Origin of the sequence: Pelagerythrobacter sp. (genome assembly GCF_041912895.1) — a bacterium.
In the GTDB taxonomy this organism is placed as follows: Bacteria; Pseudomonadota; Alphaproteobacteria; order Sphingomonadales; family Sphingomonadaceae; genus Pelagerythrobacter.
In genome coordinates this window covers 228,724-242,502 of record NZ_JAYSGI010000001.1, presented here as the reverse complement: position 1 = coordinate 242,502, position 13,779 = coordinate 228,724, and the positions used below count along the sequence as shown (strand labels likewise).

At 66.1% G+C, this 13,779-nt stretch carries 14 protein-coding genes; 9 read left to right on the top strand and 5 right to left on the bottom strand.

What is annotated here, in order from left to right:
• Positions 1–67 precede the first annotated feature (67 nt).
• The 3 genes from rnd (at position 68) to ACE3QC_RS01285 (ending at position 3,235) form a co-directional block, all read left to right on the top strand.
• On the top strand, positions 68–1,270 hold the full coding sequence (gene rnd, locus ACE3QC_RS01295; RefSeq protein WP_374405278.1) for a ribonuclease D: 1,203 nt from the start codon (positions 68–70) through the stop codon (positions 1,268–1,270).
• Positions 1,267–2,163, top strand: coding sequence for a hydrogen peroxide-inducible genes activator (locus ACE3QC_RS01290; protein WP_374405277.1), 897 nt, complete (start codon positions 1,267–1,269; stop codon positions 2,161–2,163). Before rnd ends, ACE3QC_RS01290 begins: the two co-directional genes overlap by 4 nt.
• Before the next feature lie 103 nt (positions 2,164–2,266).
• Complete coding sequence (locus tag ACE3QC_RS01285; protein ID WP_374405276.1) at positions 2,267–3,235, top strand: division plane positioning ATPase MipZ; 969 nt, start codon at positions 2,267–2,269, stop codon at positions 3,233–3,235.
• An 18-nt stretch (positions 3,236–3,253) separates the two neighbouring features.
• Here ACE3QC_RS01285 and pgsA read toward each other — a convergent pair whose 3' ends face one another.
• On the bottom strand, positions 3,254–3,847 hold the full coding sequence (pgsA, locus tag ACE3QC_RS01280; protein WP_374405274.1) for a CDP-diacylglycerol--glycerol-3-phosphate 3-phosphatidyltransferase: 594 nt from the start codon (positions 3,845–3,847) through the stop codon (positions 3,254–3,256).
• A gap of 114 nt (positions 3,848–3,961) precedes the next feature.
• Here pgsA and ACE3QC_RS01275 point away from each other — a divergent pair, with 114 nt between their 5' ends.
• Positions 3,962–5,329, top strand: coding sequence for an MFS transporter (locus tag ACE3QC_RS01275; RefSeq protein ID WP_374405273.1), 1,368 nt, complete (start codon positions 3,962–3,964; stop codon positions 5,327–5,329).
• Here ACE3QC_RS01275 and ACE3QC_RS01270 read toward each other — a convergent pair.
• From ACE3QC_RS01270 to ACE3QC_RS01260, 3 genes are all read right to left on the bottom strand, one after another.
• Positions 5,322–5,516, bottom strand: coding sequence for a hypothetical protein (locus ACE3QC_RS01270; protein ID WP_374405272.1), 195 nt, complete (start codon positions 5,514–5,516; stop codon positions 5,322–5,324). The genes ACE3QC_RS01275 and ACE3QC_RS01270 overlap by 8 nt on opposite strands.
• Positions 5,517–5,665: 149 nt before the next feature.
• Positions 5,666–5,848, bottom strand: coding sequence for a CsbD family protein (locus ACE3QC_RS01265; protein ID WP_374405271.1), 183 nt, complete (start codon positions 5,846–5,848; stop codon positions 5,666–5,668).
• 88 nt (positions 5,849–5,936) lie between these two features.
• Positions 5,937–6,374 carry an EVE domain-containing protein gene (locus ACE3QC_RS01260; protein ID WP_374405270.1) on the bottom strand — a complete coding sequence of 146 codons (438 nt, stop codon included), beginning with the start codon at positions 6,372–6,374 and terminating at the stop codon, positions 5,937–5,939.
• 175 nt (positions 6,375–6,549) lie between these two features.
• On the opposite strand from ACE3QC_RS01260, the gene ACE3QC_RS01255 reads away from it, so the two are divergent.
• From ACE3QC_RS01255 to ACE3QC_RS01235, 5 genes are read left to right on the top strand one after another with little or no spacing between them, the layout of a single operon-like run.
• Positions 6,550–8,172 (top strand): putative bifunctional diguanylate cyclase/phosphodiesterase, encoded by a 1,623-nt coding sequence (locus ACE3QC_RS01255; protein WP_374405269.1) that lies wholly within the window; start codon positions 6,550–6,552, stop codon positions 8,170–8,172.
• A 39-nt stretch (positions 8,173–8,211) separates the two neighbouring features.
• On the top strand, positions 8,212–9,021 hold the full coding sequence (gene dapF / locus ACE3QC_RS01250) for a diaminopimelate epimerase (RefSeq protein WP_374405268.1): 810 nt from the start codon (positions 8,212–8,214) through the stop codon (positions 9,019–9,021).
• Complete coding sequence (locus tag ACE3QC_RS01245) at positions 9,003–10,190, top strand: MiaB/RimO family radical SAM methylthiotransferase (protein ID WP_374405266.1); 1,188 nt, start codon at positions 9,003–9,005, stop codon at positions 10,188–10,190. The genes dapF and ACE3QC_RS01245 overlap by 19 nt, the downstream gene beginning before the upstream one ends.
• Positions 10,187–11,110, top strand: a complete 924-nt coding sequence (ftsY, locus tag ACE3QC_RS01240) for a signal recognition particle-docking protein FtsY (protein ID WP_374405265.1) — start codon at positions 10,187–10,189, stop codon at positions 11,108–11,110. Before ACE3QC_RS01245 ends, ftsY begins: the two co-directional genes overlap by 4 nt.
• A complete protein-coding gene (locus tag ACE3QC_RS01235) occupies positions 11,110–11,748 on the top strand; it encodes an inner membrane-spanning protein YciB (protein ID WP_374405264.1) in 639 nt (212 codons plus the stop codon). The genes ftsY and ACE3QC_RS01235 overlap by 1 nt, the downstream gene beginning before the upstream one ends.
• Before the next feature lie 3 nt (positions 11,749–11,751).
• On the opposite strand, the gene ACE3QC_RS01230 is transcribed toward ACE3QC_RS01235, so the two are convergent.
• Positions 11,752–13,689 (bottom strand): potassium transporter Kup, encoded by a 1,938-nt coding sequence (locus ACE3QC_RS01230; RefSeq protein WP_374405263.1) that lies wholly within the window; start codon positions 13,687–13,689, stop codon positions 11,752–11,754.
• Positions 13,690–13,779 lie beyond the last annotated feature (90 nt).

The following is a 13,779-nucleotide window of genomic DNA, read 5'->3' as shown; positions in this document are numbered from 1 at the left end:
GCGGGGCTTTGTCAAGGCACCGGGCATGGCCGAGCGGCGGTACTCCGCCCCACGACAGAAAAGACCTATGAAGATACACGACCTGATAACCACCACCGACGAGCTCGCCGCACTGTGCGAGCGCCTCGCGAAGTCCGATTTCGTCACCGTCGATACCGAATTCATGCGCGAGAACACCTACTGGCCGGAACTGTGCCTGGTGCAGATCGCTAACGAGGAAGAGGCCGCGGCAGTCGATCCGCTGGCCGACGGGATCGATCTCACTCCCCTGCTCGACCTGATGTGCGACAATCAGGACGTCCTCAAGGTCTTCCACGCGGGCGGGCAGGATGTCGAGATCATCTACAACCTGACCGGCAAGACGCCGCATCCCATCTTCGACACCCAGATCGCGATGATGGCGGTCAGCCAGTCCGAACAGATCGGCTATGCCAATCTCGTCGAATCCTGGCTCGGCTTTACCGTGGACAAGGGCGCGCGCTTCACCGACTGGAGCCGCCGCCCGCTGACCGCGCGGCAGATCGAATACGCCATCGGCGACGTCACGCACCTGTCGAAAATCTTCCCCAAGCTGCTGAAGAAGCTGATGAAGACCGGGCGCGGCGAATGGCTCGACGCGGAAATGGAGAAGCTCGCCGATCCCGCCAATTACCGTAACGAGCCGGGCGACGCGTGGCGGCGCATCCGGCAAGCGGGGCGCAACCCGGCGGTGCTGGGCCGGCTCAAGGGTCTCGCCGCATGGCGCGAGGGCGAGGCGCAGCACAAGAACATTCCGCGCGGCCGCATCATGCGCGACGAAACGCTGGCCGACATCGCCAGCCATCCGCCCAAGCAGCAGGGGGATCTGGTCAAGGTCCGCGGCCTGTCGAATGCCTGGCGCGACAACGACATCGGCAAACGCCTGATGAAAGTGCTCGAAAAGGCCGAGCCGCTTTCCGCCGACGAAATGCCCGACAAGCCCAAGCGCGGTGCGCCGCTGGGCAAGGAAGGCGCGCTGGTGGCCGACTTGCTGAAGCTGCTGCTGAAGATCCGCACGCGCGAGATCGATGTCGCCGCGCGCCTGCTCACCCGCGCCGACGAGATGGAAGCGCTCGCGGCGGGCGTGCGCAAGCTGCCGGTGCTGCAAGGCTGGCGTTACGAAGTCTTCGGGCGTGACGCGCTCGAACTGGTCGAGGGCAAGCTGGCCTTCGCGGTCAAGGGCGGGCGGCTGCATATGACGCACATAGACGACGTGCAGGCCGACATGGCCGAGGCGCAGGCGGCGGAGTGAGCACCTACCTGCCCACGATCAAGCAGCTGCAATACCTCGTCGCGCTGCACGAGCATGGCCATTTCGGACGTGCGGCGGAAGCGAGCTTCGTGTCGCAATCGACGCTGTCGGCGGGCATCCGCGAACTCGAATCGCTGCTCGGCGTCACGCTGGTCGAGCGCAGCCGCCGCGTGGTGCGCTTCACCACGCTGGGCGAGCAGGTAGTCGAGAAAACGCATCGCCTGCTGCGCGAGGCGGAGGAACTGTCCGATCTCGTGCGCGCAAGCGGCAAGCCGCTTTCGGGCACGCTGCGCATGAGCGTCATCCCGACGATCGCCCCGTTCATGCTGCCGCGCATCCTGCCCCGGCTGCGGCGGGAGCGGCCCGATCTCAAGCTGTTCCTGCGTGAGGAAACCAGCGCCGATGCTGTCGAAAGCCTGCAGCACGGACGAGTCGACTGCGTTCTGCTGGCCCTCCCCTTCGCGACTGGCGAGGTCGAGATGGCGCATATCGCCGACGACCGTCTGTTCGTCGCTTTCCCGAAAGACGATCCGCGCGATCCGCCCGAGGCGGTCCCGCCTTCGATGATCGACGAGGGGCGGTTGCTGTTGCTGGAAGACGGGCACTGCCTGAAGGAGCATTCGCTCGCGGCGTGCAATCGGCCCGAACTGCGCGCTTCGGCCACGATGATCGGCACCAGCTTGCACACGCTGGTGCAAATGGTCGACAACGATCTGGGCCTCACCATGCTGCCCGAAATGGCGATCGACGCGGGCATCCTGCACGATACCGAGATCGTCGCCCGGCCTCTCAAGTCGTCAGCGGCCAGCCGCGAGATCGCTTTGATCTGGCGGAAAAATTCCCCCCGCAAGGCCGATTTCGAGCTGCTCGCGCAGGAACTTCGCGCGGGGTAGCCGCGCACCCCGATCGAGAATTTTTCCGGTCACAAGAGACTGTTGACCGAATCGTGCTAAAAGCTGTGGATAACCGATTCGCGAGTGTGGCGGGGAACTGCGCGTGGGGACCGAAGCCAAGGACAATCGGGATATCGCGGCGGCCGCTGGCACGCGCCGTTGGAGCGACGGCGAACATCCGGGCGTGATCTTGGCCGACATCGCCTCGCGACCTTCCCTCGCGGGCCACGTCATCACTTTCGCGAACGAAAAGGGCGGCGTGGGCAAATCGACGCTCGCGTTTCATTGCGCCATCGCGCTGGCGCATGCGGGTCATCGGGTCGTGGCGCTCGATCTCGACTGGCGCCAATCCACGCTCGATCGTGGGCTTTCGTTCCGCGAAGGCACCGTACGTATTCTCGGCACGGGTCTGCCGATGCCCGCGCACGCCGTGCTGACGCGGCCGTGTACCGCGCAGCTCTATCAGGAACTTGCCCGCCTCGACGCGCGGGCGGACTATATCGTGCTCGACGCGCCGGGCGCAGACTGTCCGATCTTCCGCCGCGCGGTGGCGATGGCGGACACACTGGTGACGCCGGTCAACGCATCGTTCATCGATCTCCAGGCGCTGGGCCAGGTCGATCCGGTGTCGGGCCGCGCACAAGGGCCGAGCTGCTTTGCCGACACCGTCGCCGGGCTACGTCGCGAGCGCGAGCGGCGCGGCCGCGGTCCGATCGACTGGGTGGTGGCGAAAAATCGCGTGCGCAATACCGAGCGGCGCCATATCGGCCGGATCGACGCGGCGCTCGCGACGCTGTCGCAGCACCACGATTTCCGGGTGGGCGAAGGGCTGGCAGAACGCGTCGCCTTTCGCGAGCTGTTCCAGTTCGGCCTCACGCACCTCGATCTCGAACTGCTGCCCGAAATCGCCCGCGCACACCCCGGCACGCTGGCCGAGCTCGAAAAGCTGCTCGGGTCGCTCGCGCTCGATCCGCCGCGTCCGGCACGGCGAATTGCGCCTGCCGCGCCGCGCGCGCGAAGCTCGCCGCGCACGCGCGCCGCCTATCGCGAAGCGCTCGTGGCCGTGCTCTGACGGCCAACGTACGGGCGGTCAGTCCATGTGTCTGAGGCCGACCCTCAGGTAATCCCATCCGGTTATCAGAGTGAGCACGGCGGCGGTCCACAAGGTGACGAGGCCAACGATGTGCGGCACGTTGAACACCGCATCACCGAGCGGCATCGTCCATCCCGGCAACGCCCCGGCGAGGATCAACGCGCCGAGCGAGACCATCTGCGCAGCGGTCTTCCACTTGGCGAGCTTGCTCACCGGCACCGAGACCTGCAGCGGCCCGAGAAATTCGCGCAGGCCCGACACCGCGATCTCGCGCATCAGGATCACCAGCCCGGCGATCACGTGGAAATCGCCGGCCCACGGTCCGCGCAGCCAGCCCTGCGCCGTCAGCACCAGAATCACCGCGGCAACCATGATCTTGTCTGCGATCGGGTCGAGGAACACTCCCAGTTTCGAAACCGTCCCGCTCGACCGCGCGAGGTAGCCGTCGAAATAGTCGGTGAAGCCCATCAGGCAGTAGAGCGCGAAGGCGAGGAGATAGCCGAAGGCCCAGCCCGGCCACCACAGGAGAAACACCAGCAGCGGTATCGTGACGATCCGCGAAAGCGTGAGAATGTTCGGCAGGTTGAGCACGGAATGAACCTCTAGCGCGTCCGGTGGCCGGGAAAAAGCCGCGCTTTGCCCTTGTCCGCATCGGCGCGTCCTCTACAGCAGCATCGAAGCCGCAAGGGACGCACGGACTTTCGCATGACGACCTCGACGCACATCCTGCGCCGCCGCCGGTTCCTGCCCCTGTTCGCGACGCAATTGTTCAATGCGTTCAACGACAACCTCTACAAGACCGCGATGGTCCTGTTCGTGGTCTACGTCGTCTACAACTCCGAGGCGGAGGAGGCGATGTTCAGCGCGATCGCCTCGGGCGTTTTCATCCTGCCGTTCTTCGTGCTCTCCGCACTCGCCGGCCAGTTGGCCGACATGGGCGACAAGGCGCGAATCGTTCGGATCGTGAAAGCGTGCGAGATCGGCATCATGGCGGTCGGCGGCGCGGGCCTGTTCATCGCCTGGCAGGGCATAGAATGCGCGAATGCGGCCAGCGACTGCCTGATGCGGCCGCCCCCGCTATTCGAAGAGGCGTCGATCCCGCTGATGCTCGTCGCGCTGTTCGCAATGGGCGTGCACTCGACGTTCTTCGGGCCGATCAAATACGCGATCCTGCCCCAGCACCTGAAAGCGGACGAGGTACTCGCCGGGACGGGGCTGGTCGAAGCCGGGACCTATATCGCGATTCTCTTCGGCACGATTCTCGCCGGCTGGATCCCTGTCGAAGTGGCGGCGGTGGTTGTGTTCGTGGTGGCGATCGTCGGTTATCTGACCTCGCGCCACGTTCCCCCCGCCCCGCCGCAGGGAGAGGTCGAACCGATCGACTTCAACGTCGTTAGATCGTCCTACGTGCTGGTGCGCAACACGATGCACGACAATCGCGTGTTCCTCGCGATCATGGCGATCAGTTTCTTCTGGACGATCGGCGCGGTGCTGGTGATCCAGTTTCCGCCGCTGGTGAAGAACGTGCTTACCGGCAATCCCGAGGTCGCCAGCCTGTTTCTGGTGATCTTCTCGATCGGCGTGGCGATCGGCTCGGTTTCGGTCAACGCACTGCTCAAGGGCACGGTCTCGGCGCGCTATTCGCCCGTTTCGGTGATCGTGATGGCGCTATTCGTGGTCGCGTTCTACTTCGTATGCCGGTCGTGGAACGCGGCGCCGGAGGGCATGCTGATGGATGTGGGAGACTTCATCGCCCAGCCCCTCGCCGTGCCGCTGCTGCTGTCGTTGCTGGGGATCGCGGTCGCGGGCGGCATGTTCGTCGTGCCGCTTTACGCCTTCCTGACCACGTTCGTGCCCAAGACCCAGACCGCGCGCACGATCGCGGCCAACAACATCGTCAATTCGGGCGCGATGGTGATCGGCGCGCTGATCGCCACGGGCCTGAGCGCCGCCGGCGTGGAGATCACGGATCAATTGCTGCTGAGCGCAGCGATGTGCCTGGTATCGAGTTGGCTGGGAAAGAAGCTCTACGCCGCCGAAAGCCCCGGTGTCGAAGCCCCGCCCGTCAGATAATGAACGCCGTTATCGCGATCACGCAACTGACGTAGGCGCTGGCGAAACCGCGCATGTCGGTCAGCGTGATCCGCCATTCGCCACCCGGATCGCAATCGGACGGCTCGAGGCGACGGGCGCTGGGCGGAAGACTGGCCCGGAATGGATGCCGGGCGGTTTCGTCGGTGAGTACAAGGGATCGGCGCATGGTGAAGCGTTAACGTTTCGCTAACCATGCGGCTCCCGGAGAATGCGAACTGTCGCGTCGCGGGACAGTTCACGGCACCTGCGGTGGCTTCATACGAAAAAGGGCCGCCCGAGGGCGACCCTTCTTCACCGAGCTTCGTCGGATGTGCGTCAGACCTTGTCGCCGAGCGCACCCTTTACGCTGCCCTTGAGATTCTGGGCTTCGCCCTTGCGCTCCTGCGCCTTGCCTTCGGCGTCGAGCCGCGGATTGTTGGTCGCCTTCGCGGCAGCCTGCTTGGCATTGCCGGCCACTTCGTTGCCGATACCTTTGGCCTTGTCTTTCATCTCGCCCATGGGAGATATCTCCTGCATTATTACGGCGGCGGCGGAATTGCGCGCCGTCTTGCAAGATCAATGCGCGGACGCGCTCGACGGTTCCGGCCTAAGCCCCTGCCATCGAAAGAATTTTCTTCCATTCGGCCGGGCGCACTTCGGACACGGACAGGCGCGACTGGCGGACCAATTCCATATCCTCGAGCGTTGGTTCTGCCTTGACCTGCTTGAGCGTCACCGGACGCGGAAGCTTCTCCTTCGGCTTGACCTTGACCGCCGCCCATTTGCCTTCGGGATCGGTCGGGTCGGTTATCCCCGCGACGCTGATTTCGGCGATCCCGACAATCTCAAGCCCGATGTTCGAATGATAGAAGAACGCCTTGTCGCCGACCTTCATCGCCGCGAGGTTGTTCTTCGCGCGATGGTTGCGCACGCCATCCCACGTGCCTTCGCCCTCGGCGACGAGATCGTCCCAGCCGTAGACGTCGGGTTCGGATTTCATCAGCCAGTAACGCGGCACGCGCATGCTCCTTATGATCGGGTCCATGGATGGTGCGAGCCATAGCGGCACCAACCGGTACAGGCCAGCACCACCCCGCCGGCGAGCCGGATCGGCGGGCCGGCCTTAGTTAACTTCATCTTTATCCGCCGCTGGCAAAAGCACGGCCATTAAAGTCGGACGCGAATGGCGCCTGGCTGCCGCAAATATGGCGCGACACGAGATGATATCGTCAAAAGGCAACAGGGCCGAGCACGACCTCGTCGCGACGGGCATCGCGATCGCGGCGATCATCCTGTTCGTGGGCACGGGCGGCGCGGTGTTGCCGCAGATCGTGCGCGCATGGAGCGGCTCGGGCGAAGCACCCGACATGCTGCTGGTCAACGCGCTGCTGCTCAATATCGCGCTGATCATCCTGGGCTGGCGGCGCTATTCCGAGCTGATGCGAGAGCTCGCCGAGCGCAAGGCGGCCGAGCAGAGCGCCCGCGCGCTCGCCGAAACCGATCCGCTGACCGGGTGCCTCAACCGCCGCAGTCTGCCGCCGGCGATCGACGAGCTGATCGCATCGTGCGCGGAACGCGGCGAGGCGGTCGCGGTGATCATGATCGACCTCGACAACTTCAAGCAGGTGAACGACCTCAACGGCCATGCGGCGGGCGACAGCGTTCTGCAGCAAACCGCCGAGCGGATCGGCTCGGCCGTTCCGCCGGGCGCGCTCGTGGCGCGGCTGGGCGGCGACGAGTTCGTCTGCGTCGTGGCCAGCGATGCAGCGAGCCCCGACCTGCTCGACGGGCTCGTGCAGCGGATCATCGCGCGCGTCGCCCGATCGATCGACATCGCGGGCGGGAGCGCTGAGATCACGGTGTCGGTCGGCGTAACCTCGAACCTGGGCGAAGACCCCGCCGGCGCGGCCGACGCGCACGCGCTGATGCGCCGCGCCGACATCGCGATGTATCATGCCAAGAAGCGCGGAAAGAACCGCTACTACTGGTTCGAAGCGCAGATGGAGGACGAGCTGCGCTTTCGCGGATCGCTCGAAGCGGGCATTCGTGCGGGGCTCGCGAACGGCGAATTCGTGCCATACTACGAGCAGCAGATCGATCTCGAGAGCGGCGAGCTCACCGGCTTCGAGATGCTGGCGCGATGGAATTCCCCTCGGCTCGGCCAAGTTTCGCCAGAAGTGTTCATTCCGATCGCCGAGGATATCGGCACGATTGCTGCATTATCGGAGCAGTTGATCGCGCGCGCGCTCGACGATGCCCGCGGATGGGATCCGTCGCTGACGCTCTCGGTCAACATATCGCCGATCCAGCTCAACGATCCGTGGTTCGCGCAGCGCCTGCTCAAGCTGCTGGTGGCGCACAATTTCCCGCCGCAGCGGTTCGAGATCGAGATCACCGAAAGCTGCCTGCACGAGAATATCGAGATGGTGCGCTCGATGATCGTCAGCCTGCGGAATCAGGGAATCAAGATCAGCCTCGACGACTTCGGCACCGGCTATTCGAGCCTCGCGCAATTGCGCTCGCTGCCGTTCGACCGGATCAAGATAGACCGCAGCTTCGTGGCGGAGCTGGGACAGGGCGGCGACGGATCGAAGATCGTCGACGCGATCGTCTCGCTGGGCGAGGGGCTCGGCATGCCGATCACCGCCGAAGGGATCGAGGACCACGCGATCCTCGCCAGCCTGCGCGATCTCGGCCGCCTCAAGGGCCAGGGCTATATCTACGGCCGCCCCGAAACGATCGAGCAGGTCCGCAAGCGGCTGCGGGCTCTCGGACGGCTTGCCACGCCGGTGGCCGAAACGTCCGAACCGGTCGATCCCCTGCGGGCTGCCCGCGGCGGCTGACACTGGACGCGCCCGCACGCGATGCATAGATGCGCCGCGATGCAGGTTCATTTCACCAAGATGCACGGCCTCGGCAACGACTTCGTCGTACTCGATGCGCGCGTCGAGGCGCTGCCGCAGATGACGCCGGCGGTCGCGGCGCGGCTGGCGGACCGCCGCACCGGCATCGGCTGCGATCAGGTAATCGTGCTCGAGCCTTCCTCCGCCGCCGATTTCCGGATGCGGATCTTCAATTCGGACGGCGGCGAGGTGGAAGCCTGCGGCAACGCCTCGCGCGCAGTCGCTCTGCTGCACGGCGCGCCGGCCACCGTCGAGACGGCGGGCGGCACGATAAGCGTCGAACCGGCGGACGACGGCGCGAGTGTGGACATGGGCGTGCCGCGCTTCGGGTGGGACGAAATCCCGCTCGCCTACGCGATGGACACCGCCGCGATGCCGGTCGGCTGGGAGCCGCTGGAGAACCCGGTGGCGGTCAACGTCGGCAATCCGCACGTGGTGTTCTTCGTCGAGGATTGCGACGCGGTGCCGCTGGAAACGCTGGGGCCGGAGATCGAGCGCGATCCGCTGTTCCCCGAGCTCGTCAACGTCAACGTCGCCACCGTCGAGAGCCCGCGCCGCATCCGCCTGCGGGTGTGGGAACGCGGCGCGGGGCTGACGCGCGCCTGCGGCACCGGGGCCTGCGCCACCGCCGTCGCCGCGATCGGGCGCGGGCTCGTGGAGCGCGAGGTCGAAGTCCGCCTGCCCGGCGGCGTGCTGACGATCGCCTGGGGGCAGGACGGGCGCATCCGCATGACCGGCCCAGCAGCCGAAGCCTATCGCGGCAGCTTCGAATGGAGCCACTTCGCGTGAGCGCGGAGGTGATCTCGCTCGGCTGCCGCCTGAACATCGCCGAGAGCGAGCGTATTCGCGCCATGCTGGCGGGCGAGCGCGACGTCGTGGTGGTCAACAGCTGCGCCGTCACGGCGGAGGCGGTGCGGACCACGCGGCAGGCGATCCGCAAGGCGCGCCGCGCGCGGCCCGATGCGCGGCTGCTCGTCACCGGCTGCGCGGCCGAGATCGAACGCGACACAATCGCCGCCATGCCCGAGGTGGATGGGCTGGTCGCCAACACCCGCAAGCTCGACCCGCGCGCCTGGAACGCGCCCGAAAGCGCCCCGCCCGCGCCAGCATCGCGCACCCGCGCGTTCATCGCGGTGCAGAACGGCTGCGACCACGCCTGCACCTTCTGCGTGATCCCGCAGGGACGCGGTCCGAGCCGGTCGCTGACGATTGAGCAAGTGCTGGCCGAGGTCGAGCGCGACATGGCACACAACGCCTCCGAAGTGGTTCTCACGGGGGTCGACGTCACCTCGTGGGGTCACGACCTGCCCGGAAAGCCGCCGCTGGGGGAACTGGTGCGCGCGATCCTCGACGCGTTTCCCGCCCTCCCCCGGCTGCGCATGTCCTCGCTCGACGGGATCGAAATAGATCCGCTGCTGTTCGAGCTTCTCGCGTACGAGCCGCGCGTGATGCCGCACCTCCACCTCTCGCTCCAGCATGGGAACGACCTGATCCTCAAGCGGATGAAGCGCCGCCATTCGCGCGGCGACGCGGTCGAGCTGGTCGCGCGGCTGAAGGCGGCGCGGCCCGAGATCGCCATCGGTGCCGACCTGATCGCCGGATTCCCCACCGAAAGCGCGGCGCATCACGCCGACAACCTCTCGATCGTGCGCGAACTCGATATCGTTCACGGGCATGTCTTTCCCTACTCGCCGCGCCCCGGCACGCCGGCCGCGCGGATGCCGCAAGTCGCGCGCGAGGCGGTGAAGGCGCGCGCGGCGGAATTGCGCGGCGTGGTCGCCGAGCGGCGTGATGCATGGCTCGGCGCGCTGATCGGCACGAAGCAGAGCGTACTCGCCGAAAGCGACGGCACCGGTTATGGCCCGGCTTTCGCGCGCGTGGCGGTTCCGCCCGGCGCCCCGCGCGGCGCGATCCTGAGCATCATTCCCACACGGCACGAGAAAGGCCTGCTCTCATGAGCGAGACGAGCTGGGGCGAGCGGCTGTTCGGCGGCTTCCGCAAGACATCCGAACGCCTCTCGACCAACCTGGCCGGCGCGGTCGGAACATCGAAGCTGGACGACGCCACGCTCGACGATGTCGAGGATGCGCTGATCCTGTCCGACCTCGGCCCTTCCGCCGCCGCGCGTATCCGCAAGCGGCTGGCAGAAAAGCGCTTCGGCCTCGAGATTTCCGAGCGCGAGCTGAAGGAAGCCGTCGCCGAAGAAATCGCCGCGATCCTGCGCCCCGTGGCCAAGCCGCTGGAGGTGGTCGCCTTCCCCCGCCCGCAGGTGATCCTGGTGATCGGGGTGAACGGCAGCGGCAAGACGACCACGATCGCCAAGCTGGCGCACTGGTTCCAGGAGGACGACTACGGCGTGATGCTGGCGGCGGGCGACACCTTCCGCGCCGCCGCGATCGGCCAGCTCGCCACCTGGGCGGAGCGGATCGGCGCGCCGATCGTGCGCGGGCCCGAAGGCGGCGACCCGGCCTCGATCGTGTTCGACGGGGTCAAGGCGGCGACCGCGCAGGGCATCGACGCGCTGGTGGTCGATACCGCCGGGCGGCTGCAGAACAAGCGCGAACTGATGGACGAGCTGGCCAAGATCCGAAAGGTTCTCGGCAAGCTGAACCCCGAAGCGCCGCACGACGTGGTGCTGGTGCTCGACGCCACCAACGGGCAGAATGCGCTCAATCAGATCGACGTTTTCAAGGAGGTTGCCGGGGTGACGGGCCTGATAATGACCAAGCTCGACGGGACCGCGCGCGGCGGCGTGCTGGTCGCCGCGGCCGAGCAGTACGGCCTGCCGATCCACGCGATTGGCGTCGGCGAGAAGATCGACGACTTGCGCCCGTTCGATCCCGACCTCGTCGCACGCGTGATTGCTGGAGTGGCGTGATGGCCGAAGCGAAGCAGAAATCCGGCTGGCTCAACATCCTCGTCGATTACGGGCCGCTGCTCGTATTCCTCGGGGTCTACAAGTTCTACTCGCCCGAAGAATCGAGCCCGCTGGGCGAGATCGCGGCAGTGATCCGCGGGACAATCGCGTTCATGGTCGCCGCCGTCGTTGCTCTGGCGTTCTCGAAATGGAAATTCGGCCGCGTGTCGCCGATGCTCTGGCTTTCCACCGCGCTGATCGTCGGCTTCGGCGCGCTGACCATCTGGCTGCGTGACGAGAGCTTCATCCAGATCAAGCCGACAGTGATCTACTTGCTATTCGGCACCGCGCTGCTGATCGGCTGGATGCGCGGCAAGGCGCTGCTGGAAATCCTGCTTGGCGCCGCGTTCGAGGGGCTGGACCAGCAGGGCTGGCTCAAGCTGTCGCGCAACTGGGGCCTGTTCTTCTTCGCGCTCGCCGCGCTGAACGAAGCCTTGCGCGCCACGCTGTCGTTCGAGAGCTGGCTGTGGGCCAAGCTGTGGGTGTTCCTGCCGCTCAGCTTCCTGTTCACCTTCACCCAGATCCCGATGCTGCTGCGGCACGGGCTCGGCGTCGAAGGCTTGGACGAAGAGGAAAAGACTCCGCCGCCCACGGCCTAACGGCTAGATCTCCACTTGGCTGCCGAGTTCCACCACGCGGTTGGTCGGAAGGCGGAAGAATTCCATCGCCGTCGCCGCGTTGCGCAGCATCCAGGAAAACAGCTTCTCGCGCCAGATCATCATGCTCGGGTTCTTCGAGGGCAGCAGCGTCTGCCGGCTGAGGAAGAAGCTCGTCTGCATCATGTCGAACGCGCCGCCGCACCGCTCCACCCGGCGCAGCGCGGCGGGCACGTCGGTTTCCTCCATGAAGCCGTAGTGCAGCACCATGCGATAGAAGCCCTCGCCCATGTCGTGGAATTCCATGCGGTTTTCGGCATCGACGTAGGGTTCCTCGGCGATCTGGACCGTCAGGATCACCACGCGCTCGTGCAGCACCTTGTTGTGCTTGATGTTGTGCAGCAACGCAGAGGGGACGCCGGCCGTGCTCGAGGCCATGAAGATCGCCGTGCCCGGCACGCGGGTCGCGCTGTTCTTGGCCGATTTCGCGAAGATCTCGATCGGCAGTGCGACTTCGCTCATCCGGTCGCGCATCAGCTTGCGCCCGCGCGCCCAGGTGGTGAGGAAGGTGAAGGCGATCGCGCCCACCAGCAGCGGGAACCAGCCGCCGTCGGGCACCTTGGACAGGTTCGCCCCGAAGAACGCGCCGTCGACGATGAAGAACACCGCCGCCGCCGGGATCACGACCCACATCTTCCACTTCCACACGCCGATGAACAGCACCGCCATCAGGCACGTGTCGATCAGCATCGCACCGGTCACCGCGATGCCGTAGGCGCTCGCGAGGTTCGACGAGTTCTGGAACGTCAGCACCAGCAGGATCACTGCGATCATCAGCACCCAGTTCACGAACGGGATGTAGATCTGGCCATGCTCGGTCTCGCTGGTGTGCAGGATCGACAGGCGCGGCACGTAGCCGAGCTGGATCGCCTGATGCGTGACCGAAAAGGCCCCGGTAATCACCGCCTGGCTGGCGATGAAGGTGGCGCAGGTCGCCAGCAGCACCAGCGGCAGGCGGTAGTCTTCCGGTGCCATCAGGAAGAACGGATTATGGATCGCCTCGGCCGCGGCGGCGGGCGCCATGCCGATGATCATCGCGGCCTGCCCGAAATAGTTGAGCAGCAGGCACGGCATGACGAAACCGAACCAGCCGATCCGCAGCGGCCCGCGCCCGAAATGGCCCATGTCGGCATAGAGCGCCTCGGCCCCCGTCACCGCGAGGACGACCGAACCGAGCGCGAGGAAGCCGAGCAGCTTGTCGGTCATGAAGAACTGCACCGCGTACCACGGGTTCAGCGCCACCAGCACGCCGGGGTTCTGCACGATCTGGATCAGGCCGAGCACCGCGAGCACGCTGAAATAAGTGATCATGATCGGCGCGAACAGCTTGCCGATCCGCGCCGTGCCGCGCCGCTGGAGCAGGAACAGCCCGATCAGCAGGACCAACGCGATCGGGATGACGAGCGGCGCGAGATCCTCCTCCACCGTCGTCAGGCCCTCGACCGCGGACAGCACCGAGATCGCGGGCGTGATCATGCTGTCGCCGTAGAACAGCGCGGTGGCGAACACGCCGAGCATCACCGCGACCCAGCCGTAGCCGATCCGGCCGATATGGCTGGAAATCAGCGCGACGAGGGCGAGCGTGCCGCCCTGCCCCTTGTTGTCGGCGCGCATCAGGATGGTGACGTATTGCAGCGAGACGATGATCGTCATCGCCCAGAAGATCAGGCTGAGCACACCCAGCACATGCAGCGTGTCGAGCGCGAGCGGGTGCGGGCCGACGAATGTTTCACGGAAGGCGTAGATCGGGCTGGTGCCGATATCGCCGAACACGATGCCGACCGCGCCCACGGCGAGCGCCGCCTTCGACGACGAAGCGACGTGCGCGCGCGGCGCAGCTCCTTCGGGAACCGCATCGCCAGCCTGTACGGGCGTATCGTTCATGGAGTCGGCGTTCCCGTCGTCATCCGGTGCTGCCTCGGTGCGACCTGTTGCAAAGGCGGCGGCGCTTAGCACTCCGCCTTCGCGCCTGCA

Bases quoted from the DNA above. Each gene is read 5' to 3' on its own strand.
- dapF (WP_374405268.1), top strand. From the start codon at position 8,212: ATGCAGGTTCATTTCACCAAGATGCACGGCCTCGGCAACGACTTCGTC.
- ACE3QC_RS01230 (WP_374405263.1), bottom strand. From the start codon at position 13,689: ATGAACGATACGCCCGTACAGGCTGGCGATGCGGTTCCCGAAGGAGCT.
- ACE3QC_RS01255 (WP_374405269.1), top strand. From the start codon at position 6,550: ATGATATCGTCAAAAGGCAACAGGGCCGAGCACGACCTCGTCGCGACG.
- ftsY (WP_374405265.1), top strand. From the start codon at position 10,187: ATGAGCGAGACGAGCTGGGGCGAGCGGCTGTTCGGCGGCTTCCGCAAG.
- ACE3QC_RS01245 (WP_374405266.1), top strand. From the start codon at position 9,003: ATGGAGCCACTTCGCGTGAGCGCGGAGGTGATCTCGCTCGGCTGCCGC.
- ACE3QC_RS01235 (WP_374405264.1), top strand. From the start codon at position 11,110: ATGGCCGAAGCGAAGCAGAAATCCGGCTGGCTCAACATCCTCGTCGAT.
- ACE3QC_RS01275 (WP_374405273.1), top strand. From the start codon at position 3,962: ATGACGACCTCGACGCACATCCTGCGCCGCCGCCGGTTCCTGCCCCTG.
- ACE3QC_RS01270 (WP_374405272.1), bottom strand. From the start codon at position 5,516: ATGCGCCGATCCCTTGTACTCACCGACGAAACCGCCCGGCATCCATTC.
- ACE3QC_RS01265 (WP_374405271.1), bottom strand. From the start codon at position 5,848: ATGGGCGAGATGAAAGACAAGGCCAAAGGTATCGGCAACGAAGTGGCC.
- rnd (WP_374405278.1), top strand. From the start codon at position 68: ATGAAGATACACGACCTGATAACCACCACCGACGAGCTCGCCGCACTG.
- ACE3QC_RS01260 (WP_374405270.1), bottom strand. From the start codon at position 6,374: ATGGACCCGATCATAAGGAGCATGCGCGTGCCGCGTTACTGGCTGATG.